The sequence below is a fragment of the Kitasatospora sp. NPDC005856 genome (assembly GCF_040629945.1).
Lineage (GTDB): Bacteria > Actinomycetota > Actinomycetes > Streptomycetales > Streptomycetaceae > Kitasatospora.
The window spans coordinates 64,070-84,939 of sequence record NZ_JBEXWT010000020.1 but is presented as its reverse complement, the minus strand read 5'-3'; the positions used below and the strand labels follow the sequence as shown (position 1 = coordinate 84,939).

19 protein-coding genes and 1 riboswitch are annotated in these 20,870 nt (G+C 72.5%); of the genes, 5 read left to right on the top strand and 14 right to left on the bottom strand.

Annotated features, from left to right (window positions below):
- Positions 1 to 25: 25 nt before the first annotated feature.
- The 7 genes from ABZ449_RS15110 to pyrR all read right to left on the bottom strand — a co-directional run bounded on the left by ABZ449_RS15110 (position 26) and on the right by pyrR (position 9,224).
- Positions 26 to 1,129 carry a quinone-dependent dihydroorotate dehydrogenase gene (locus tag ABZ449_RS15110; protein WP_360345549.1) on the bottom strand — a complete coding sequence of 368 codons (1,104 nt, stop codon included), beginning with the start codon at positions 1,127 to 1,129 and terminating at the stop codon, positions 26 to 28.
- A 139-nt stretch (positions 1,130 to 1,268) separates the two neighbouring features.
- Positions 1,269 to 4,577, bottom strand: coding sequence for a carbamoyl-phosphate synthase large subunit (carB, locus tag ABZ449_RS15105; protein ID WP_360345547.1), 3,309 nt, complete (start codon positions 4,575 to 4,577; stop codon positions 1,269 to 1,271).
- Positions 4,570 to 5,727, bottom strand: coding sequence for a glutamine-hydrolyzing carbamoyl-phosphate synthase small subunit (carA, locus tag ABZ449_RS15100; protein ID WP_360345545.1), 1,158 nt, complete (start codon positions 5,725 to 5,727; stop codon positions 4,570 to 4,572). Before carA ends, carB begins: the two co-directional genes overlap by 8 nt.
- On the bottom strand, positions 5,724 to 6,317 hold the full coding sequence (locus tag ABZ449_RS15095) for a hypothetical protein (protein WP_360345622.1): 594 nt from the start codon (positions 6,315 to 6,317) through the stop codon (positions 5,724 to 5,726). Before ABZ449_RS15095 ends, carA begins: the two co-directional genes overlap by 4 nt.
- Entirely contained in the window at positions 6,317 to 7,621 is a 1,305-nt protein-coding gene (locus ABZ449_RS15090; RefSeq protein WP_360345543.1) for a dihydroorotase, read from the bottom strand. The genes ABZ449_RS15095 and ABZ449_RS15090 overlap by 1 nt, the downstream gene beginning before the upstream one ends.
- Positions 7,618 to 8,595, bottom strand: coding sequence for an aspartate carbamoyltransferase catalytic subunit (locus ABZ449_RS15085; protein ID WP_360345541.1), 978 nt, complete (start codon positions 8,593 to 8,595; stop codon positions 7,618 to 7,620). The genes ABZ449_RS15090 and ABZ449_RS15085 overlap by 4 nt, the downstream gene beginning before the upstream one ends.
- A gap of 5 nt (positions 8,596 to 8,600) precedes the next feature.
- Positions 8,601 to 9,224: a bifunctional pyr operon transcriptional regulator/uracil phosphoribosyltransferase PyrR gene (pyrR, locus tag ABZ449_RS15080; protein WP_360345539.1), complete on the bottom strand. Its 624-nt coding sequence runs from the start codon at positions 9,222 to 9,224 to the stop codon at positions 8,601 to 8,603.
- A 331-nt stretch (positions 9,225 to 9,555) separates the two neighbouring features.
- Between pyrR and ABZ449_RS15075 the strand changes: the two genes are divergently transcribed.
- Positions 9,556 to 10,059 (top strand): transcriptional regulator, encoded by a 504-nt coding sequence (locus ABZ449_RS15075; RefSeq protein WP_030056198.1) that lies wholly within the window; start codon positions 9,556 to 9,558, stop codon positions 10,057 to 10,059.
- Positions 10,060 to 10,206: 147 nt separating this feature from the next.
- On the opposite strand, the gene ABZ449_RS15070 is transcribed toward ABZ449_RS15075, so the two are convergent.
- The 5 genes from ABZ449_RS15070 to ABZ449_RS15050 form a co-directional block, all read right to left on the bottom strand.
- Positions 10,207 to 11,124, bottom strand: coding sequence for a hypothetical protein (locus tag ABZ449_RS15070; protein WP_360345537.1), 918 nt, complete (start codon positions 11,122 to 11,124; stop codon positions 10,207 to 10,209).
- A 182-nt stretch (positions 11,125 to 11,306) separates the two neighbouring features.
- Positions 11,307 to 12,134: a thioesterase family protein gene (locus ABZ449_RS15065; protein ID WP_360345535.1), complete on the bottom strand. Its 828-nt coding sequence runs from the start codon at positions 12,132 to 12,134 to the stop codon at positions 11,307 to 11,309.
- A gap of 141 nt (positions 12,135 to 12,275) precedes the next feature.
- Complete coding sequence (gene nusB / locus ABZ449_RS15060; RefSeq protein WP_360345533.1) at positions 12,276 to 12,713, bottom strand: transcription antitermination factor NusB; 438 nt, start codon at positions 12,711 to 12,713, stop codon at positions 12,276 to 12,278.
- A gap of 4 nt (positions 12,714 to 12,717) precedes the next feature.
- Entirely contained in the window at positions 12,718 to 13,281 is a 564-nt protein-coding gene (gene efp / locus ABZ449_RS15055) for an elongation factor P (RefSeq protein WP_360345531.1), read from the bottom strand.
- A 76-nt stretch (positions 13,282 to 13,357) separates the two neighbouring features.
- Positions 13,358 to 14,464 (bottom strand): aminopeptidase P family protein, encoded by a 1,107-nt coding sequence (locus ABZ449_RS15050; RefSeq protein ID WP_360345529.1) that lies wholly within the window; start codon positions 14,462 to 14,464, stop codon positions 13,358 to 13,360.
- A 239-nt stretch (positions 14,465 to 14,703) separates the two neighbouring features.
- On the opposite strand from ABZ449_RS15050, the gene rpmG reads away from it, so the two are divergent.
- Positions 14,704 to 14,868 (top strand): 50S ribosomal protein L33, encoded by a 165-nt coding sequence (gene rpmG / locus ABZ449_RS15045; protein WP_360345527.1) that lies wholly within the window; start codon positions 14,704 to 14,706, stop codon positions 14,866 to 14,868.
- 48 nt (positions 14,869 to 14,916) lie between these two features.
- A complete protein-coding gene (locus ABZ449_RS15040) occupies positions 14,917 to 15,165 on the top strand; it encodes a type B 50S ribosomal protein L31 (RefSeq protein ID WP_360345525.1) in 249 nt (82 codons plus the stop codon).
- Between the two features lie 68 nt (positions 15,166 to 15,233).
- Here ABZ449_RS15040 and ABZ449_RS15035 read toward each other — a convergent pair whose 3' ends face one another.
- Positions 15,234 to 16,352 carry a HoxN/HupN/NixA family nickel/cobalt transporter gene (locus ABZ449_RS15035; RefSeq protein ID WP_360345523.1) on the bottom strand — a complete coding sequence of 373 codons (1,119 nt, stop codon included), beginning with the start codon at positions 16,350 to 16,352 and terminating at the stop codon, positions 15,234 to 15,236.
- 30 nt (positions 16,353 to 16,382) lie between these two features.
- Positions 16,383 to 16,596: riboswitch (cobalamin riboswitch) on the bottom strand.
- An 81-nt stretch (positions 16,597 to 16,677) separates the two neighbouring features.
- Between ABZ449_RS15035 and ABZ449_RS15030 the strand changes: the two genes are divergently transcribed.
- Both ABZ449_RS15030 and ABZ449_RS15025 read left to right on the top strand, forming a co-directional pair.
- A complete protein-coding gene (locus ABZ449_RS15030; protein ID WP_360345521.1) occupies positions 16,678 to 17,061 on the top strand; it encodes a metalloregulator ArsR/SmtB family transcription factor in 384 nt (127 codons plus the stop codon).
- A gap of 105 nt (positions 17,062 to 17,166) precedes the next feature.
- Positions 17,167 to 18,837, top strand: coding sequence for a hypothetical protein (locus ABZ449_RS15025; RefSeq protein ID WP_360345519.1), 1,671 nt, complete (start codon positions 17,167 to 17,169; stop codon positions 18,835 to 18,837).
- Here ABZ449_RS15025 and ABZ449_RS15020 read toward each other — a convergent pair.
- Positions 18,834 to 20,840 (bottom strand): AAA family ATPase, encoded by a 2,007-nt coding sequence (locus ABZ449_RS15020; protein WP_360345517.1) that lies wholly within the window; start codon positions 20,838 to 20,840, stop codon positions 18,834 to 18,836. The two genes, ABZ449_RS15025 and ABZ449_RS15020, sit on opposite strands and share 4 nt — an antisense overlap.
- Positions 20,841 to 20,870 lie beyond the last annotated feature (30 nt).

Here is a 20,870-nt window from a genome sequence, read left to right as displayed (position 1 = left end):
TCTTTCCGGAGGGGTGGGAGGGGGTTCAGGAGCTGCGCACGGCGCTGCCGACGGCCTCGGCCAGGCTGCGGAAGCCGCCCGCGCGGACCTTGGCGGACAGGCCCTTGTGGATCCGCCGGCACCAGAACGGGCCCTCGTAGATGAAGGCGCTGTAGCCCTGGACGAGGTCGGCGCCGTGGACGATCCGCTGCCAGGCGTCCTCGGCGGTCTCGATGCCGCCGACCGAGACCAGGGTCAGCCGGCCCTCGGTGCGGGCGCGCAGCCGCTGGAGCACCTCCAGGGCGCGGGCCTTGAGCGGGGCGCCGGACAGGCCGCCCATGCCGATCTCCTCGACCCGCGCGGCGTCGGTGCGCAGGCCCTCGCGGCCGATCGTGGTGTTGGTGGCGATGATGCCGTCCAGGCCCAGCTCCAGGGCGAGGTCGGCGACCGCGTCGACGTCCTCGTCGGCCAGGTCGGGGGCGATCTTGACCAGCAGCGGCACGTGGTGGGCGGTGGTGCGGTCGGCGGCCTCGCGGACGGCGGCGAGCAGCGGCCGCAGGTGGTCCACGGCCTGGAGGTTGCGCAGCCCGGGGGTGTTCGGCGAGCTGACGTTGACCACCAGGTAGTCGGCGTACTTGGCCAGCCGCTCGGTGGACTTCACGTAGTCGGCGACGGCGTCGGCCTCCTCGACCACCTTGGTCTTGCCGATGTTGACGCCGATCACCGGGGTGGAGCTGGTGTGCGGGCGGGCGGCCAGCCGGGCGGCGACCCGGGCCGAGCCCTGGTTGTTGAAGCCCATCCGGTTGATCAGCGCGCGGTCCTCGACCAGGCGGAACAGCCGGGGCGCCGGGTTGCCGGGCTGGGGCTCGCCGGTGATGGTGCCGATCTCGACGTAGTCGAAGCCGAGCATCGACAGGCCGTCGATGCCGACGCCGTTCTTGTCGAAGCCGGCCGCCAGGCCGAACGGGCCGGGCAGGTCCAGGCCGAGGGCGCGGGTGCGCAGGGCCCGGTCGCGCGGGGCGAGCACCAGCCGCACCAGGGTGCGCAGGCCGGGCACCGAGGAGCCGAGGCGGATCCAGAAGAAGGCCAGGTGGTGGGCCTTCTCGGGGTCCATCTTCTTGAAGACCAGGTCGAACAGAAGCTTGTACAAGGGTGGTTCAACTCCCGGAGCGGAGAGAGTGGGGGCGCGGGCGCAGCCCGTCGAAAGAACGGTGGCGGCGGGCGACGGGTGGGCGGGCATGGAAGTGGGGGGCACCCATTGGCTTTCGGTGCCCCCCACTGCGGTGGTGCTACTTGCGACCGGCGTTGATCAGCTCGGCGTGCTCCTGGAGCGACATCACCCCGACCTCGTCGCGCAGCAGCGCGTCCATGCCCTGCACGGCCGCGCCCATCGCCTGGACGGTGGTCAGGCAGGGCACCGCGCGGGCGACGGCCGCGGTGCGGATCTCGTAGCCGTCGAGGCGGCCGCCGGTGCCGTACGGCGTGTTGATGATGAGGTCGACCTCACCGTCGTGGATCAGCTGGACGATGGTCTTCTCGCCGTTCGGGCCCTCGCCCTCGCTGTGCTTGCGCACCAGCGTGGACGGGATGCCGCCGCGCTGGAGCACCTCGGCGGTGCCGGCGGTGGCGAGCACCTCGAAGCCGAGGTTGACCAGCGCCCGGGCCGGGAAGACCAGGTTGCGCTTGTCGCGGTTGGCCACCGAGACGAAGACCTTGCCCTTGGTCGGCAGCGCGCCGTACGCACCGGCCTGCGCCTTCGCGTAGGCGGTGCCGAAGACGCTGTCGATGCCCATGACCTCACCGGTCGAGCGCATCTCCGGGCCGAGCACGGTGTCCACCCCGCGGCCGTGGATGTCGCGGAAGCGGCTCCACGGCATCACGGCCTCCTTGACCGCGATCGGCGCGTCGGCGGGCAGCGTGCCGCCGTCGCCCTCGGCCGGGAGCAGGCCCTCGGCGCGCAGCTCGGCGATGGTGGCGCCGAGCGAGATCCGGGCGGCGGCCTTGGCCAGCGGCACGGCGGTCGCCTTGGAGGTGAACGGGACGGTCCGGGAGGCGCGCGGGTTGGCCTCCAGCACGTAGAGGATGTCCCCGGCCATGGCGAACTGGATGTTGATCAGGCCGCGGACGCCGACACCGCGCGCGATGGCCTCGGTGGAGGTGCGCAGGCGCTTGATGTCGAAGCCGCCGAGGGTGATCGGGGGCAGCGCGCAGGCGGAGTCGCCGGAGTGGATGCCGGCCTCCTCGATGTGCTCCATGACGCCGCCGAGGTAGAGCTCGGTGCCGTCGTAGAGCGCGTCGACGTCGATCTCCACCGCGTCGTCCAGGAAGCGGTCGATGAGCACCGGGTGCTCGGAGATCAGACCGGCGTGCCGCTCCAGGTAGGAGGCGAGCGAGGCCTCGTCGTAGACGATCTCCATGCCGCGGCCGCCGAGCACGTAGGACGGGCGGGCGAGCACCGGGTAGCCGATCTCGTCGGCGATCGCCTTGGCCTCCTCGAAGGAGAAGGCGGTGCCGTGCTTGGGGGCCGGCAGGCCGGCGTCGCGCAGGACGCGGCCGAAGGCGCCGCGCTCCTCGGCGAGGTCGATCGCCTCGGGCTGGGTGCCGACGATCGGCACGCCGTTGTCCTTGAGCGCCTGGGCCAGGCCCAGCGGGGTCTGGCCGCCGAGCTGGACGATCACACCGGCGAGCGGGCCGGCCTGCTGCTCGGCGTGGACGATCTCCAGCACGTCCTCCAGGGTGAGCGGCTCGAAGTAGAGCCGGTCGGAGGTGTCGTAGTCGGTGGAGACGGTCTCCGGGTTGCAGTTGACCATGACGGTCTCGTACCCGGCGTCGGCGAGCGCGAAGGAGGCGTGCACGCAGGAGTAGTCGAACTCGATGCCCTGGCCGATGCGGTTCGGGCCGGAGCCCAGGATGATCACGGCGGGCTTGGTGCGCGGGGCGACCTCGCTCTCCTCGTCGTAGGACGAGTAGAAGTACGGGGTCTTGGCGGCGAACTCGGCGGCGCAGGTGTCGACGGTCTTGTACACCGGGCGGATGCCGAGGGCGTGGCGCACCTCGCGGACCACGTCCGGCTTCAGGCCGCGGATCTCGCCGATCTGCTGGTCGGAGAAGCCGTGCCGCTTGGCGTGGCGCAGCAGCTCGGGGGTGAGCTCCTGCGCCTCGGCGAGTTCGGCCGCGATCTCGTCCAGGAGGAAGAGCTGGTCGACGAACCACGGGTCGATCTTGGTGGCCTCGAACACCTCCTCCGGGGTGGCGCCGGCCCGGATGGCCTCCATCACGGTGTTGATCCGGCCGTCGGTCGGCACGACCGCCTTGGCCAGCAGCTCCGCCTTGTCGCCGACGGGGCCGCTCCAGCCGAACTGGGAGCCCTTCTTCTCCAGCGAGCGCAGCGCCTTCTGGAGCGCCTCGGGGAAGTTGCGGCCCAGGGCCATGGCCTCGCCGACGGACTTCATGGTGGTGGTCAGGGTGGCGTCGGCGCTCGGGAACTTCTCGAACGCGAACCGCGGGACCTTGACGACGACGTAGTCGAGGGTCGGCTCGAAGGAGGCCGGGGTCTCCTCGGTGATGTCGTTGGGGATCTCGTCCAGGGTGTAGCCGACGGCCAGCTTGGCGGCGATCTTGGCGATCGGGAAGCCGGTGGCCTTGGAGGCGAGCGCCGAGGAGCGGGAGACGCGCGGGTTCATCTCGATGACGATGACCCGGCCGTCGTCGGGGTTGACGGCGAACTGGATGTTGCAGCCGCCGGTGTCGACGCCGACCTCGCGGATGACGGCGATGCCGATGTCGCGCAGGATCTGGTACTCGCGGTCGGTGAGGGTCATCGCCGGGGCGACGGTGATCGAGTCACCGGTGTGCACGCCCATCGGGTCGAAGTTCTCGATGGAGCAGACGACCACGACGTTGTCGTGCTTGTCGCGCATCAGCTCCAGCTCGTACTCCTTCCAGCCGAGGATGGACTCCTCCAGGAGCACCTCGGTGGTCGGCGAGAGGGTCAGGCCCTGGCCGGCGATGCGGCGCAGGTCCTCCTCGTTGTGGGCGAAGCCGGAGCCGGCGCCGCCCATGGTGAAGGAGGGGCGCACGACGACCGGGTAGCCGCCGAGGGTGTCGACGCCGGCCAGCACCTCGTCCATGGTGTGGCAGATGACCGAGCGGGCGGACTCGCCGTGGCCGATCTTGGCGTTGACGGCCTCGACGACGCCCTTGAAGAGGTCTCGGTCCTCGCCCTTGTTGATCGCCTCGACGTCGGCGCCGATCAGCTCGACGCCGTACTTCTCCAGCGTGCCGGCCGCGTGCAGCGAGATCGCGGTGTTGAGCGCGGTCTGGCCGCCCAGGGTCGGCAGCAGCGCGTCGGGGCGCTCCTTGGCGATGATCTTCTCGACGAACTCCGGGGTGATCGGCTCGACGTAGGTGGCGTCGGCGATCTCCGGGTCGGTCATGATCGTGGCCGGGTTGGAGTTGACCAGCACGACCCGCAGGCCCTCGGCCTTGAGGACCCGGCAGGCCTGCGTGCCCGAGTAGTCGAACTCGGCGGCCTGGCCGATCACGATCGGGCCGGAGCCGATCACCAGGACGGACTTGATGTCAGTGCGCTTAGGCACGCTGGCCCTCCATGAGCTTCACGAAGCGGTCGAACAGGTAGGCGGCGTCGTGGGGACCGGCGGCCGCTTCGGGGTGGTACTGCACGCTGAAGGCGGGGACGTCGAGTGCCTGGAGGCCCTCGACCACGTCGTCGTTGAGGCAGACGTGGGAGACCTCGACCCGCCCGTAGGGGGTGTCGCTCACCTTGTCCAGCGGGGCGTTCACGGCGAAGCCGTGGTTGTGGGCGGTCACCTCGACCTTGCCGGTGGTGCGGTCCTGCACCGGCTGGTTGATGCCGCGGTGGCCGTACTTGAGCTTGTAGGTGCCGAAGCCCAGGGCGCGGCCGAGGATCTGGTTGCCGAAGCAGATCCCGAAGAACGGGGTCTTGCGCTCCAGCACGCCCTGCGCCACGGCGACCTGGTGGTCGGCGGTGGCCGGGTCGCCCGGGCCGTTGGAGAAGAAGACGCCGTCCGGGTTGACGGCGTAGACGTCCTCCAGGGTGGAGTTGGCGGGGAGCACGTGCACCTCGATGCCGCGCTCGGCCATCCGCTGCGGGGTCATCGCCTTGATGCCGAGGTCCAGCGCGGCGACGGTGAACCGCTTCTCACCGATCGCCGGCACCACGTAGGGCTCGCTGGTGGCGACCTCGGCGCACAGGTCGGCGCCCTTCATCTCGGGCGACTGCTGCACCCGGGCGAGCAGGGTGGCCTGGTCGGCCAGCGCCTCGCCGGAGAAGATGCCGCAGCGCATCGCGCCGCGCTCGCGCAGGTGGCGGGTCAGCGCGCGGGTGTCGATGCCGCTGATGCCGACGACGCCCTGGTTGACGAGTTCCTCGTCGAGCGGGCGCAGCGAGCGCCAGTTGGAGGCGACCCGGGCGGGGTCGCGCACCACGTAGCCGGCGACCCAGATCTGCTGGGACTCGTCGTCCTCGTCGTTCCAGCCCGTGTTGCCGATCTGCGGGGCGGTCATCACGACCACCTGGCGGTGGTACGACGGGTCGGTGAGGGTCTCCTGGTAGCCGGACATGCCGGTGTTGAAGACCGCCTCGCCGAAGGTCTCGCCGATGGCGCCGTAGGCCTGTCCGCGGAAGGTCCGGCCGTCCTCCAGGACGAGCACGGCAGGCACTCGTTCCCGCCGTTGGCGCTGCGTGGTGGGGGCAGGTGCGGTCATTGCGCGGCCTCTTCCGTCTTCGTCTTCGTACGTGTTGCGAGCTGAGCGACCGCCTCGACCCAGGCGGCGTGCTCATCGGGGTGGTCGGCCCGGAAGCCGGAGTCCAGCTCGATCGTGCCCGTGGGGGTCCCCCCGGCCGAAGGCTCGGGGAGCGTCCAGCTGACGACGAGCAGCCCGGAGGGGACGACCTTGCCGGCGATCCCGGACTCCGTGCGGGCACCGGTCAGGTGCTCGGCCGGGATCCAGAAGTCGACGTCACCGGGGCGCTGCACCAGCAGGCCGTCCTCGCCGAGGGTGAGGTCGGCGCGGCTGCGGGTGCCCAGGCCGTGGGCGACGACCCGGTCGAGCCAGTTCCCGGCGGTGGTCGTGCCGTGGTACCGGCCGCTGGTCTCCAGGATGGTGCGTCCGGCGCGGGCCGGCACGGCCGGCAGCGGCGGGATGCCGGACTGCAGGGTGCGTCGCCAGTTCCAGCCCTGGCGCATCAGCCAGTAGACGAGGCCGATCACGATCAGCAGGCCGATGGTCCAGCCGATGTAGCCGGGCCAGTTGGTGACCTTCGCCTGCTCCTGGGCGAGCGCGGCGGGGACCATCACTGGGCGCCGTCCTGCTCGGCGAGCTCTCCGGCCAGCACGGTGGCGCGCCCGCGCAGGAAGGTTGCGTGCACCCGTCCGGGCAGGTCCAGGCCCTTGTAGGGGGTGTTGCGGCTGCGGGTGGCGAAGCTGTCCGGGTTCACGACACCACGGTACGCGGGATCGAACAGCACCAGGTTGGCCGGCTCACCCACCGAGATCGGCCGGCCGTGGCCGGCGAGGCGGCCGATCCGGGCCGGGCGGTGGGACATCCGGTCCGCGACGCCCTCCCAGTTCAGCAGGCCGGTGTCGACCATGGTCTGCTGCACGACCGACAGCGCGGTCTCCAGGCCGACCATGCCCATCGCGGCCACGGCCCACTCGCAGTCCTTGTCCTCGTCCGGGTGCGGCGCGTGGTCGGTGGCGACGGCGTCGATGGTGCCGTCGGCCAGCGCGGCGCGCAGTGCCTTGACGTCCTCGGCGGTGCGCAGCGGCGGGTTCACCTTGTACACCGGGTCGTAGGTGCGGACCATCTCGTCGGTGAGCAGCAGGTGGTGCGGGGTCACCTCGGCGGTGACGTCCCAGCCCTTGGACTTGGCCCAGCGGACGATCTCGACCGAGCCGGCCGTGGAGAGGTGGCAGACGTGCAGCCGGGAGCCGACGTGCGCGGCGAGCAGCACGTCGCGGGCGATGATCGACTCCTCGGCGACGGCCGGCCAGCCGCCGAGCCCGAGCTCGCCGGAAACCTGGCCCTCGTTCATCTGGGCGCCCTCGGTGAGCCGCGGCTCCTGGGCGTGCTGGGCGACGACGCCGTCGAAGGCCTTGACGTACTCCAGGGCGCGGCGCATCAGCACCGCGTCGTCCACGCACTTGCCGTCGTCGGAGAAGACCCGGACGCCCGCGGCGGACTCGTGCATCGCGCCGAGCTCGGCGAGCTTCTTGCCCTCCAGGCCGACGGTGACGGCGCCGACCGGCTGCACGTCGCAGTAGCCGGCCTCCTGGCCGAGCCGCCAGACCTGCTCGACCACGCCGGCGGTGTCGGCCACCGGGGTGGTGTTGGCCATCGCGTGCACGGCGGTGAAGCCGCCCATCGCGGCGGCCCGGGTGCCGGTGAGCACGGTCTCGGCGTCCTCGCGGCCGGGCTCGCGCAGGTGGGTGTGGAGGTCGACCAGGCCGGGCAGGGCGATCAGTCCGGTGGCGTCGATCTCGATGTCCGCCTCGACCGTCAGGCCGGTGCCGATCGCCTTGATCACGCCGTCGGCGAGGTGGAGGTCCTGCGGGGCGCCGCCCAGGACCTCGGCGTTGCGGATCAGGTAGCTGGTCACTGGGAGGTCTCCACGGAGTCGGTGCGGGCGGTGTCGGCGATGGTGGCTCCGCCGAGCAGCAGGTACAGGACGGCCATCCGGACGGACACGCCGTTGGCGACCTGCTCGACGGCGGTGCAGCGCGGCGAGTCGGCGACCTCGGCGGTGATCTCCATGCCGCGGACCATCGGGCCGGGGTGCATCACGATCGCGTGGTCCGGCAGCTGGGCCATCCGGCGGCCGTTCATGCCGTAGCGGCGGCTGTACTCGCGCTCGGTCGGGAAGAACGCGGCGTTCATCCGCTCGCGCTGCACCCGCAGCATCATCAGCGCGTCCGTCTTGGGCAGCACGGCGTCCAGGTCGTAGCTGATCTCGCAGGGCCAGTTCTCGACCCCGATCGGCAGCAGCGTGGGCGGGGCGACGAAGGTGACCTGCGCGCCGAGGGTGTTCAGCAGGTGGACGTTGGAGCGGGCGACCCGGCTGTGCAGCACGTCGCCGACGATGGTCACCCGGCGGCCGGCCAGGTCGTTGCCGCCGCCCGGGTTGAGGTGGCGGCGCATGGTGAAGGCGTCGAGCAGCGCCTGGGTGGGGTGCTCGTGGGTGCCGTCACCGGCGTTGATCACACTGCCGTGCAGCCAGTCGGACTGGGCCAGCCGGGCCGGGGCGCCGGAGGCGTGGTGGCGGATGACCACCGCGTCGGCGCCCATCGCCTGGAGGGTCAGCGCGGTGTCCTTGAGGCTCTCGCCCTTGGAGACCGAGGAGCCCTTGGCGGAGAAGTTGATGACGTCGGCCGAGAGGCGCTTCTCGGCGACCTCGAAGGAGGTCTTCGTCCGGGTGGAGTCCTCGAAGAAGAGGTTGACGACGGTGCGGCCGCGCAGCGTGGGCAGCTTCTTGACGGCCCGGCCGGAGAGCTGGGCCAGCTCCTCGGCGGTGTCCAGGATCAGCAGCGCGTCGTCGCGGCTGAGATCGGCGGCGGAGACGAGGTGGCGCTTCACGCGGGTTACTCCGGGAGGTGCGGTTCGGAAGGCTGGGGAGCCAGGGCCTGCGAGCTGCGGGCGGCGAAGTCGCGGTCGCCGACCAGGACGGCGTCCACGCCGTCGCTGTCGGACAGGCGCACCTGCACGGCCTCGCGCAGCGAGGTGGGGAGGTTCTTGCCCACGTAGTCGGCGCGGATCGGCAGCTCGCGGTGGCCGCGGTCGACCAGGACGGCCAGCTGGACGGCGCGCGGGCGGCCGATGTCGTTCAGCGCGTCCAGCGCGGCGCGGATGGTCCGGCCGGAGAAGAGCACGTCGTCGACCAGGATGACGAGCTTGCCGTCGACGCCGCCGGGCGGGATCTCGGTGTGCTCCAGGGCGCGGGCGGGCTTCAGCCGCAGGTCGTCCCGGTACATGGTGATGTCCAGGGTGCCCAGCGGGATCTCGCGCCCGGTGATCTGGGCGAGCCGGCCGTGCAGGCGGCGGGCGAGGTGGACGCCCCTGGTGTGGATGCCGAGCAGCACGACGTCCTCCGCGCCCTTGGCGCGCTCGACGATCTCGTGCGCTATCCGGGTGACGACCCGGGCGATGTCCGTGCCGTCGAGCACCTGGTGCGGCGGCCGGGACGTCGGTTCATGGTGTGTGGTCATGCCGAAGCGGACCTCCTTCCCCGCCTCACGGGACGGGTCTTAAAGGATGTCTGGGATTGGCCCCCGCCGACCGGGCGCGGGCTTCGAGCCATCCTAGCAGCGTGCCGGATCGCAAACAGACGGCCAACATTCCGCTTCCGGGGGTTAACACTCCGGACGTGTCGACGATGCGGGCCATTCGCACGGCTGCCCCATTCGGCTTGACGCAACTACCTTACTCTACGTAACCTCACAGTGAGTTACGAGACAGACGTCGGACCCACCGGTAACGGCGTCGGCAATCGCCCGTGACCCACCACTGAACGCGAAGCAATCTCGTCCGGGGAGATCAATGTCCAGCGACTACGCGAAGCAGCTCGGAGGCAAGCTCCGAGCGATCCGCACTCAGCAGGGTCTCTCCCTGCATGGTGTCGAGGAGAAGTCCCAGGGGCGCTGGAAGGCAGTCGTCGTCGGCTCGTACGAGCGCGGTGACCGTGCGGTCACCGTGCAGCGGCTGGCCGAACTGGCGGAGTTCTACGGCGTCCCGGTGCAGGAGCTGCTGCCCGGCGGTACGCCCGGCGGTGCGGCCGAGCCGCCGCCGCGCCTGGTCCTCGACCTGGAGAGACTGACCCAGGTCCCGTCCGAGAAGGCCGGTCCGCTGCAGCGCTACGCGGCGACCATCCAGAGCCAGCGCGGCGACTACAACGGGAAGGTGCTGTCGATCCGCCAGGACGACCTGCGCACCCTGGCCGTCATCTACGACCAGTCGCCGTCGATCCTCACCGAGCAGCTGATCTCCTGGGGCGTGCTGAACCCCGACGCGCGCCGCGCGGTGCGCGAGGAGGACGCGAGCTGAGGCTCACCGCACCGGCTCCCGCCAGCGGATCCAGGTACGACCCGGCACGGGCTTCGGCCGTGCCGGCATGCAGAAACGTCACGGCGCGGCCCCCCGACCGGGGGCCGCGCCGCGGTGTCGGGGCACCGCGGCGGCGCGGCGGACGCCTCAGCAGACCGTGCCCAGGCTGTAGCCGGGCTGCGCCGCCACGCCGTCCAGCCGGACCGGCCGGTCCGCCGGGGCCCACTCCTGCCCGCCGGTCGACCAGGCCCAGGAGGCCTGGAGGTACTCCCCGCAGGAGGCGGCCGAGCCCTGCGAGCCGTGCAGCACCGCGACGCCCGGCAGTTCCAGGGCCAGCCCGGTGCAGAGCACCGCGCAGACCAGCTCCAGGTCCTCGTCGTTGATCCGGACCACGCCGTCCTCCCACTGGAGCACCCGCGCCGCCGCGGTCAGGCTCCCGCCGGGCGCGTCCACCCGCAGGCGCAGCTCGTACACGCCGGCGCCCGCGCCGACCAGCATCCGCCGGAACACCTCGCCACCGCGCTGGTAGGCGGAGCGCACCCAGGCGGCGTGCTCCTCGTCGGGCGCGCCCGCGCCCCCGCACAGGCCCCCGTCGAGCAGCAGGTCGGCGTGGCAGAGCGTCAGCCCGTTCTCCCGGGCGCGCACCAGGCGGGGTACGAAGTCCCCGGCCAGTTCCTCGCCCTGATAGGCCAGCAGCTGGGTCTGCAGGGCCGGGTTGACCAGGTAGCGGTCGCGGGCGGCGGGCTCGGCCGGGTCCAGCCCGTACAGCACGCAGAACTCCTCGAAGTCCTGCGGGTGGAACATCCGGGCGCGGACGCTGTCGAACCGCTCCAGCGCCTCGGCCAGCAGCTCGGCGGTGTCGGCCAGGTAGCGCTCGTGGTCGGGGGCATCCGAGATCCCCCAGGCGCGGGCCCGGGCGAAGTCCGCGGCGTTGGTGAGCACTCCGATGACGAAGGCCTGCTCGGCGCCCTCGGGCCGCCGCGGCCGGTGCGGCGCCCGCACCGCGGGGCGCGAGCCGCCGGCGGTGCAGTCGGAGTTACGGCGGGCGCGACCCTTTTGACTCATCGGTGGCTCCTGGCTTCAGGGGTGGACGGTCGGCGGCAGGCGTGCCGCTGACCGTCTTTCTCCCCATCCGCGCGCGCCGCACACGTACGGCGTGTCACAGGAATGTAACCACCGGTAATACGGGGGCGGCGGATCGGGCCGGCGGATCGGGTCGGCGGATCGGGTCGGCGGATCGGGTCGGGTCAGGCCGGCCGGGGAGCCCGGGCCAGCTGACGGGACTGGGCGACCAGCCGGCCGGACTCGTCCCAGACCTCCGCGTCCTCCTCGAAGTAGCCGCCGGCCAGGTTGCGGGTCGCGTGGGTGACCCGCAGCCAGCCGGGCACGGGCCTGGCCCGCAGGTGGACGGTCAGCTCGATGGTGGGCGCCCAGCCCGGCAGCCCGAGGTCGAAGGTGACCGGCGGCAGCGCGTCGGCGACCAGCAGGAGCAGCAGCGGGTCGGGCTCGCGGCCGTCGGCGAGCCGGAACCAGCCCTGGATCCGTCCGTTGCCGGAGGGCTGCCCGAGCGCCCAGCCGACGGTGGCCGGGTCCAGCCGCAGGTCGAACCGCTCCAGCAGGGCGGCCTGGGTGATCAGCTCCTTGGGCGCGTGTTCGACGCCGATGCACTGGTCCGGCGGCGGCAGCTGGGGCGGCAGCGCGCTGGTGCGCACCTCGCCGTCGGCGGTGGCGAGGTCGCCGTGGCTGGCCACCACCCGCAGCCGCTCGACGCCGTCCTGGCTGAGCGAGGCGGTGCCGGTGGACAGGCCGCGGCCGGTGCGCAGCACCTCGGTGCGGACGGTGGCCGGGCCGGGGGTGGAGGCGGACAGGTAGTAACCACTGATCGAGATCGGGTCCGGGTGGGTGCCGTGCTCCAGCGACAGCGCGTGTCCGGCGACCGCGAGCAGCAGTCCCCCGTTCACCCCGCCGCCGATCTGCCAGCCGGCGCCGAGCTCGGCCTCGTAGCGGCCGGCCTCCTCGGGGTGCCTGGTCAGGGCGATGCCCTGGTCGAACTCGCTGCGGATCGCCGTGGTCATGTGGGGGATCTGCCCTTCACGCGTGGTTCCGGACGCCAAGTTACTGGCAAGTAGGTCCACACCCTACGCCGATCGGGTGAAACGCGGAACGGCCGCCGGACACCCGTTCGGGTCCGACGGCCGTTCGCGTGGTCGACCTGATTACCGGCGGATGCTCGGCTTCAGTTCCAGGAAACGGGCGAGCATGCCGTTGACGAAGGCCGGGGAGTCATCCGTGGAGAACTCCTTGGCGATCTCGACGGCCTCGTCCAGGACGACGGCGTCCGGGACGCCGTCCTCCCAGATCAGCTCGTAGGCACCGAGCCGCAGGACGTTGCGGTCCACGATCGGCATCCGGTCGAGCGTCCAGCCCACGGCGTACTGCTCGATCAGGTCGTCGATGCGACGAGCGTGCTGGACGTACCCCTCGATGAGCTCCATCGTGTACTCGGCGACCTGCGGGGTGCCCTCGTCGGGCTTGGGCTCGCGGGCGCGGGCCACCCAGTCGGCGAGGACCTGCTGCGGGTCGGCCCCGCGGTGGTCGGCCTCGAAGAGGATCTGGAAGGCCCGGGTGCGGGCCTTGCTACGTGCGGCCGACACGGACTTACTTCACCCGGCCGAGGTAGCTGCCGTCGCGGGTGTCGACCTTGACCTTCTCGCCGGTGACGACGAAGAGCGGCACCTGGATCTCGGCACCGGTCTCCAGGGTGGCCGGCTTGGTGCCACCGGTGGAGCGGTCGCCCTGGACGCCCGGCTCGGTGTGCGAGATGACCAGCTCGACCGAGGTCGGGAGCTCGATGTAGAGGACGGCGCCGTCGTTGGTGGCGACGAGGGCCTCGAAGCCCTCCAGCAGGTAGTTGGCGGCGTCACCGACGACGGCCGGCTCGATGGTGAGCTGGTCGTAGGTGTCCATGTCCATGAACACGAAGTTCTCGCCGTCCTTGTACGAGAACTGCATGCCGCGCTTGTCGACGTTGGCGGTCTCGACCTTGGTGCCGGCGTTGAAGGTCTTGTCGACGACCTTGCCCGTCAGGACCTCCTTGAGCTTGGTACGCACGAAGGCCGGGCCCTTGCCGGGCTTGACGTGCTGGAACTCGACGACGGACCAGAGCTTGCCGCCCTCCAGCTTGAGGACCATGCCGTTCTTGAGATCGTTCGTGGAAGCCACGGGCGCACTAACTCCTGTATAGCTGTCAAGGAACCAAGGGATTGCGTCCTGCCGTCCACGGCCCCGGGGGCCGCGGTCACAGGGCGAGGAGCTCCTTGGTGGTGATGGTGAGCAGCTCGGGCCCGCCCTCTTCGAGGGGGCGCACGACGAGCGTGTCCTCGATCCGGACCCCGCCCTTGCCCGGGAGGTGGACCCCCGGACCGACGGTGACCGGTACGCGGCTGTCCAGTTTACCCATGTCCGACGGACCGAGGCGCGGGGCCTCCCGGATCTCCAGCCCGATGCCGTGGCCCACCGGGTGCGGGGAGGCCTCGGTGTGGCCCGCCGCCTCCAGAACCTGCCGGGCAGCCCGGTCGGGCACGCACTGCTCCACGCCGGGTCCGAGCGCCTCCCGCCCGGCCCGCTGAGCCCGGAAGACCAGCCGGTGCAGCTCCACCTGCCAGGGCGCGGGAGCCGCCCCGATCACGAAGGTGCGGGCGGTGGAGACGCCGTAGCCGCGGTACTGGGCGCCCATCACCACGGTCAGGAAGTCGCCCTCCTCCACCCGGCGGTCGGTCGGCTGGTGGGCGGGCTGGCCGGAGTGGCCGCCGGTGCCGACGGAGACCGGGAAGGCCGCCCGGTCGGCGCCGTGGTCGATCATCCGGCGCTCCAGCTCCATCGCCAGGTGTCGCTCGGTGCGGCCCACCAGGATCGACTCCAGCAACTCGCCCAGCGCCTGGTCGGCGATCTCGGCCGCGATCCGCAGGTCGGCGATCTCGCGCTCGTCCTTGATCACCCGCAGCCGCTCGACCGTCTGTCCGAGGTCCACCAGCCGGGCCCCCTCGGCCAGGCCCCCCACCGCCCGGTGCCGGCTGACGGTCAGGTCGTGCTCCTCCACCGCCAGGCCCGCCACCCCGGACCGCGCGGCGGCGGCCGCGGCGGCCAGCGCGGTGTCCGACCCGGACGCCACCGGCAGCCGGGTGACGTCCGGGGCGATCAGGTGCTCCCCCGAATCGTCCGGCGGCAGGTCGTCCGGAAGCGCGAGCAGCGCCCGCTCCCTGGTCAGCAGCAGGCTCGCCCCGCAGGGCGCGCAGCCCGTCAGGTACCGCACGTTCGCCGCACGGGTGATCAGCGCCGCATCGGCCCCGGCCGCACTGCAGTGCTCCCTCACCCGCTCCCGCCGCCCCGCGTACGCATCCGCCATGCGTCGAGCCTACGAACCCCCGGCCCGAAGCGCCCGCCGAGCACCCCCGACAGAACCCCCAATACCCCTTGCGCGCCCCCCTGCGCGACCGCGCCGCCCCCTCGCGCCGTCATCCGGGAATGGACCGGACCGGGCCCGCGTTGGGGCGAATGGCGAGAAGACGAAAACGACATCCATTTCGGTGTACGGTTTCGATCCGACGCCCGAGGTCCGACACCCCAGCCCCAGGAGGACGCCCGATGGCCCGCAGCGAACTGCGCCCGGTGACCAAGCTCCGCTCCACCGCCGGCACCGGCTTCACGTACGTGACCCGCAAGAACCGCCGCAACGACCCGGACCGGCTGGTCCTGCGCAAGTACGACCCGGCCGCCGGCCGGCACGTCGACTTCCGCGAGGAGCGCTGAACCCCGACCCGCGAGGAGCGCCGAACCCCGACCCGAGAGGAGTCCCCCATGAAGTCCGGAATCCACCCCGCCTACCGTCCGGTCGTCTTCCGCGACAAGGTCGGCGGCCTCGCCTTCCTCACCCGCTCCACCGTGACCGGTGACCGCACGGTCGAGTGGGAGGACGGCGACACCTATCCGGTGATCGACGTCGAGATCTCCTCGGCGAGCCACCCCTTCTACACCGGCCAGTCCCGGGTGCTGGACACCGCCGGGCGGGTCGAGCAGTTCCGCCGCCGCTACGGCGACCGGCACTGACCGCGAACGCGCCGAACGGCGCCGCCCCGGATTTTCGGGGGCGGCGCCGTTCGGCGCGTTCCGCGTGCTCAGGCCTCCTGGTCCGGTGTCCAGCGCTGCTCGACCCGGGCGAGCTTCCAGTAGCCGATCGCCACCGCCCAGACCACCACGAACAGCCCGGCGATGGCGTAGCCGACGTTGTCCAGCGATATGTCGGCGATGAACCCGGTGACCGGGTCGGTCAGATCGAGCTTCTCGTGCAGCACCCCGACCAGCTCGATGGTGCCGATAATGAAGGCCACCGCGATCGACAGGCCGGTGATGGTCAGGTTGTAGTACACCTTGCGCACCGGGTTGGCGAAGGCCCACTGGTACGCGAAGTTCATGAACGTCCCGTCCAGGGTGTCGAACAGGCTCATCCCGGCCGCGAACAGCAGCGGCAGGCAGGCGATCGCGTACCAGGGCAGCCCGGAGGCCGCGCCCGAACCGGCCATCACCATCAGGGTGACCTCGGTCGCGGTGTCGAAGCCCAGGCCCAGCACCATGCCCACCGGGAACATCTGCCCCGGCCGGGTGATCGAACGGGTCGCCCGGTTCAGCACCCGGGCCATGAAGCCGCGCGAGTCGAGGTGCGACTCCAGCTCCTTCTCGTCGAACTGCCCGGCCCGCATCGAACGGAACACCTTGAGGATGCCCAGCAGCGCCGCCAGGTTGAGCGCGCCGATCAGGTAGAGGAACACGCCGGAGGTGGTCGTCCCGACCATGCCGAGCCACTTGTGGGTGGTCGACTCGTCGTCCATCAGCGTGTCCGCCAGCTGCGCGCCGCCCGCCACCAGGGCGGCCATCAGCACCACCATCGAGGAGTGCCCGAGGGCGAACCAGAAGCCCACCGAGACGGGCCGCTTGCCGTCCGCCATCAGCTTGCGGGTGGTGTTGTCGATCACCGCGATGTGGTCGGCGTCGAAGGCGTGGCGCATGCCGAGGGTGTACGCGGTGATACCCAGGCCCACCCCGAAGACCTGGGTACCGACCGCGTACTTCTCGGGTGCGACCAGGAAGATCAGCGTGCCGAAGGCCACCACGTGCATGGCCACGATCACCGCCATCAGCCCGGCCGTACGGATGGTGTCCTCGCGCCGCCACTTGAAGCTGGGCAGCACGGAGGGGGCCGGCTTCGCCCCGGCGGCAACGGTTTCGGGCAGGGTCATCTGCGGATCACGCTCCAGCACCTCGTGGAAAACCTCGTGAGATGCCGTGGCCGGTCTCCTGGCTTACGGGACGCCCGTACCCGCCTTCCCAGGCGCACGAGGCGCCCAGTGGCTCGCTGGGTACGGCCGACGCTCCTCCGCGGACGAAGGAACGACCCGATCACAGTGGCGAGGGCCGCTCCGGGCTGGGACCCCTGAGGGTCCGTCACCGGTCTTCCCGAGCACCACGGCGGGGAACACCGTAGGGGCCGCGCCTCACGCGTGCAAGGCTGCGCACCTGCGCAGGTGTCCAGGATCACAGGCCACCGCCTGCGAGAATGCCCCCATGCATCTCGTACCGGCCGACCGCGCGGACCACCGCACCATCGACGGACACCGGGTCTGCGAGGCCATCGCCGCGATCGGCGACCCGGCCCACGTCCGGTCCTGGGCCGAGCGGTTCTCCCTGCTCGCCGACCCAGGTCGGCTCGCCCTGCTGCTCGCCCTCCACCGGGCCGGCCCGCTCGCCGTCACCGACCTCGCGGTCGCCACCGGCATGCGCGACCCCGCCGTCTCCCAGGCCCTGCGGCTGCTCCGCACGGCCGGCGTGGTCACCGGCGACCGGGACGGACGAGTGGTGCGCTACCGGCTCGTGGACGAGGCCATGCGCCCCCTCCTCGACGAGTGCGCCGCCGCCGAACACCACGAGCCCACCGCGGCCACCGGCTGACCCGCGGGCCCCATCCACGGCCACCGGCCGACCCGCCGGCCCGCCGATCCCCTGACCGGCACTCGGAACCGCGCCGCGGCCGGAGCGGGTGAGTACGATCATGGTGTGCCGTCCCACCCCCACGCCTGGCCCGCCGACCGGTGGAACACCCGACCGGTCAGGGCCCGCGTGCTGGCGGTCGCCCGCACCCTCACCTCGGCCACCCGGGTCCTGGACGTCCTCACCCTGCTGCACCCGGACGGCGTCGAGCGCTACTTCACCGTCAACCCCGGCTCCGCCTTCGCCGACCGCGCCCTGGACGCGTACCTGCACGGCCTGCCCGGCTTCACCGTGCTGGACTGGGAGGACGCCGTCCGCCGCCGCTTCGACCTGGCCGTCGCCTGCGCCGTCCACTCCTCCATGCACCGGCTGGACGCCCGCCTCGTCGTCCTCCCGCACGGCGCCGGCTACAACCGCCTGGTGACCGAGTCCACCGGCGACACGGTCAGCTCGGCCGGCCTGTCCCGCAACGAACTCACCCACCGCGGAAGGGTGTTCGTGGACGTCCTCGGGCTCTCCCACCCCGAGCAGCTGGACCGGCTGCAGACCTCCTGCCCCGAGGCGCTGGACGTCGCCCGGGTGGTCGGCGACCCGTGCTTCGACCGGATGCTCGCCAGCCGGCGCTCCCGGGACGCCTACCGCACCGCACTCGGTGCCGTCGACGGCCGACGGCTCGTCGTCGTCAGCTCCACCTGGAGCGAGCACTCGTTATTCGGCCGCCACCCCGACCTGCCCCAACGGCTGGTCCGCCAACTGCCCGCCGACGAGTACACGGTGGCCGTCGTCCTGCACCCCAACGTGTGGAGCCGCCACGACCCCGAGGCACTGCTCGACGACGCCCGCCGGATGGGCCTGCGCCTGATCCCGCCCCACCAGGGCTGGCAGGCCGCGCTCGTCGCCGCCGACTGCGTGATCGGCGACCACGGCTCGGTCACCGTCTACGGCGCCGCCCTGGAGCACCGCACCCTGCTCGTCGCCACCGGCGCCGCCGAACTCGACCCACGCTCCCCCGGCTACGCCTTCGGCCAGGCCGCACCCGTCCTCGACCCGGGCGCAGACCTCGCCGCCCAGCTGGAATCCGCCCTCGCCCAGGACCCGACCGGCCTGCGCGAGATCACCGACCGCTCCCTCGCCCGCCGCGGCGAATCCGCCCGGGTGCTGCGCCCGCTGCTCTACTCCTTCCTGGACGACCTCGACGAACCCCGGGGCGAACCGGCCCTGCCGCCCTATCCCCGACCCGTCCCCTGCCCCGACGGCGCCGAGGGGCCCACCGCGTACGACGTCCGGGGCAGCGCCGAGGGCACCGAGGTGAGCCTGCGGCGCTACCCCTTCGACCCGCACGACCACGCCCCGCGCGGCTTCCACGCCCTCACCGACGAGCACCCGGGCGACGCCCTGCGCTACACCGCCGAGGTGCTCGCCCGCACCGAGACCCACGCCGAACGCCCCGCCGCCCGCTGGCTCGCCGACACCGCCGCCGAACTGCCCGGCCTCGCCGTCGCGGTGGCCGCCCTCGGCTCGGCCCGCCACCTGCTCCGGCTGCGCACCGGCCCGCTGCTGGAGGCCCGCACCGAACCGGACTGGGGCCGGCCCGACCCCGGCCTCGACCCGCTGCTGCTCGGCTCCGCCGTCGCCTGCTGGCTCGCCGACGGCGGCGACCCGGCCGGCCTCCCCGAGCACGGGCTCACCATCCGCACCGGCGAGCACCGCACCCGGGTCTCGTTCCGTACCGGCTAGTCCGACAGCTCCCGCAGCCGCGCACGGCTGCGCTCCGCCAGGTCCGCGTCCTCCAGCTCCTCGGCGAGGGCGAGCAGCAGGGTGTGGGCCTGCGCCTCCTTCGCGTACTGGCTCAGTGCCTCGGCCCGCCGGGCGCAGTCCTGCGCGTGGGCGACGGCGAGGTCCGGCTGCCCGAGCGCCCGGTGGGCCCGGGCCCGGACCAGCGGCAGCTTCATCAGCATGTCCGTGTCGCGCGTCCGCTCGGCTCGCTCGGTGGCCCCGGCCAGCAGGGTCAGCGCCTCCTGCGGACGGCCGTCGGCGATCAGCGCCTGGGCCAGGTGGTAGCTCTGGACGATCTCGCCGTGGTCGTCGCCCCGGTTCTCCGCCAGGGCCAGGGTGAACCGCTCCACCGCGTCGCCCGGGCGGCCGTCGGCCAGGCAGAGCAGACCGTCCGTCTCGTGGAGCACCCCCACCACCCGGCGGTCGGCCACCAGCGGAAGCTGCTCCGCGGCCAGCGCCAACTGCTCGGCGGCGAGCCGGTACTCCTTGCGGTCGAAGTGGGCCCGGGCGAGCTGGTTGCGCATCCGGACCACGGCGGCCGGCTGGTTGTCCCACTGGGCCGACTCGACGCCGAGCCGGTGGGTGGCGATCCAGTCCTGGTAGAGCTTCCGGCCGTGGTACAGCGGCCAGAGCGACTCGCAGAGCCGCCACACCTCGCCGTGCCACCCCTGCGCGGCCGCCTCCTCCACCACCGCGCGGACGTTGGCCCGCTCGGCGTACAGCCACTCCAGGGCCTCGGTGCCGGAGGCGAAGCGGGGCAGGTCGTCACCGCTCGGGTCCTGCAGGCGCAGCCTCTTCCCGGCCATCGCACGGTCGGCGGCCGACGCCCGGCCCCGGTAGTACGCCACGACGGCGGCGAGGAGGTCCCCGCGGTCGGCCGGTTCCCGCGTCCGGCCGTAGGCGTGCAACCGCACCACGTCGTGGGCCCGGAAACGCTCCTCACGGTCGCCGTCCACCACCTCGTCCAGCACGTGGACGCTCCGCAGCTCCCCGATCGCCTGCTCGGCCCGCTCGACGCCGACCGCACGGGCCAGCTCGGCGGAGACGAAGGGGCCGGGGTGCACCCCGATCAGGTGGTACAGCGCCCGGCCCGGCGCCGACAGCCGCTCGTAGACCAGGTCGTACGTCGCGCCGAGATCGCCTTCCTCGCCCTCCAGCATCGCCAACCCGCCCTCCCGGTCCTGCAGTTCGGCCACCACCCGGCCGACCGGCAGGTGCTCCCGGTCCAGCAGCTGACTCCCGACCGCGTTCAGCGCGAGCGGCAGCCCGCCGCACAGCTCGACCAGTTCCGCCAGCTCCCCGTCGCTGCCCCGCCCGGGGCCCACCCAGCCGCGCACCAGCTCGGTGCCCGCCCTCGCGCTCAGCGGGCCGAGCCGGCGCACCTCGGCGCCGTCCGTCCGCAGCGCGGGCAACCGCCGCCGGCTCGCGACCACCACCAGCCCGCCGGCCGGGAGCAGCGCGCGGACCTCCGCGGCGTGCTCGACGTTGTCCAGGAAGAACAGGCACCGGCGCTCGGCGGTCGCGGTGCGGAAGGCCGTGAACCGCTCGGCCTCCGCGGCCGGGGGCTCGGCACCGAGGGCGCGCAGGAATCCGGCCAGCAGCTCGGGGAGGTCCACCCCGCCCTGGTGCCGGTAGGCCTTCAGGTCGGCGTAGAGGTCCCCGCCCGGGAAGTGCTCGCGGTGGTCCGCGGCGAACCTGGCGATCAGCTCGGTCTTCCCGACGCCGCCGAGGCCGGTGAACACCACGACCCCGGGTCCGCCCGCCACGACCCGGCCCAAGGCCTCGGTGAGCGCGGCGAGTTCGGGCTCCCGGTTGACGAAAGGACCGTGCGGAGGCCGGATCTGATGCGGCCTCGGCACCACCGGCGGCTGGTGGAGGTGCAGCGACCCGATGCTCCCGGCCTGCACCACGTGGCCACCCACCGTGGCGCCTGACACGGTGTTGGCCACCTCGCGCCGCTCCATCCGCCTGCTCCCTCCGGCCGCCCGGCCCCA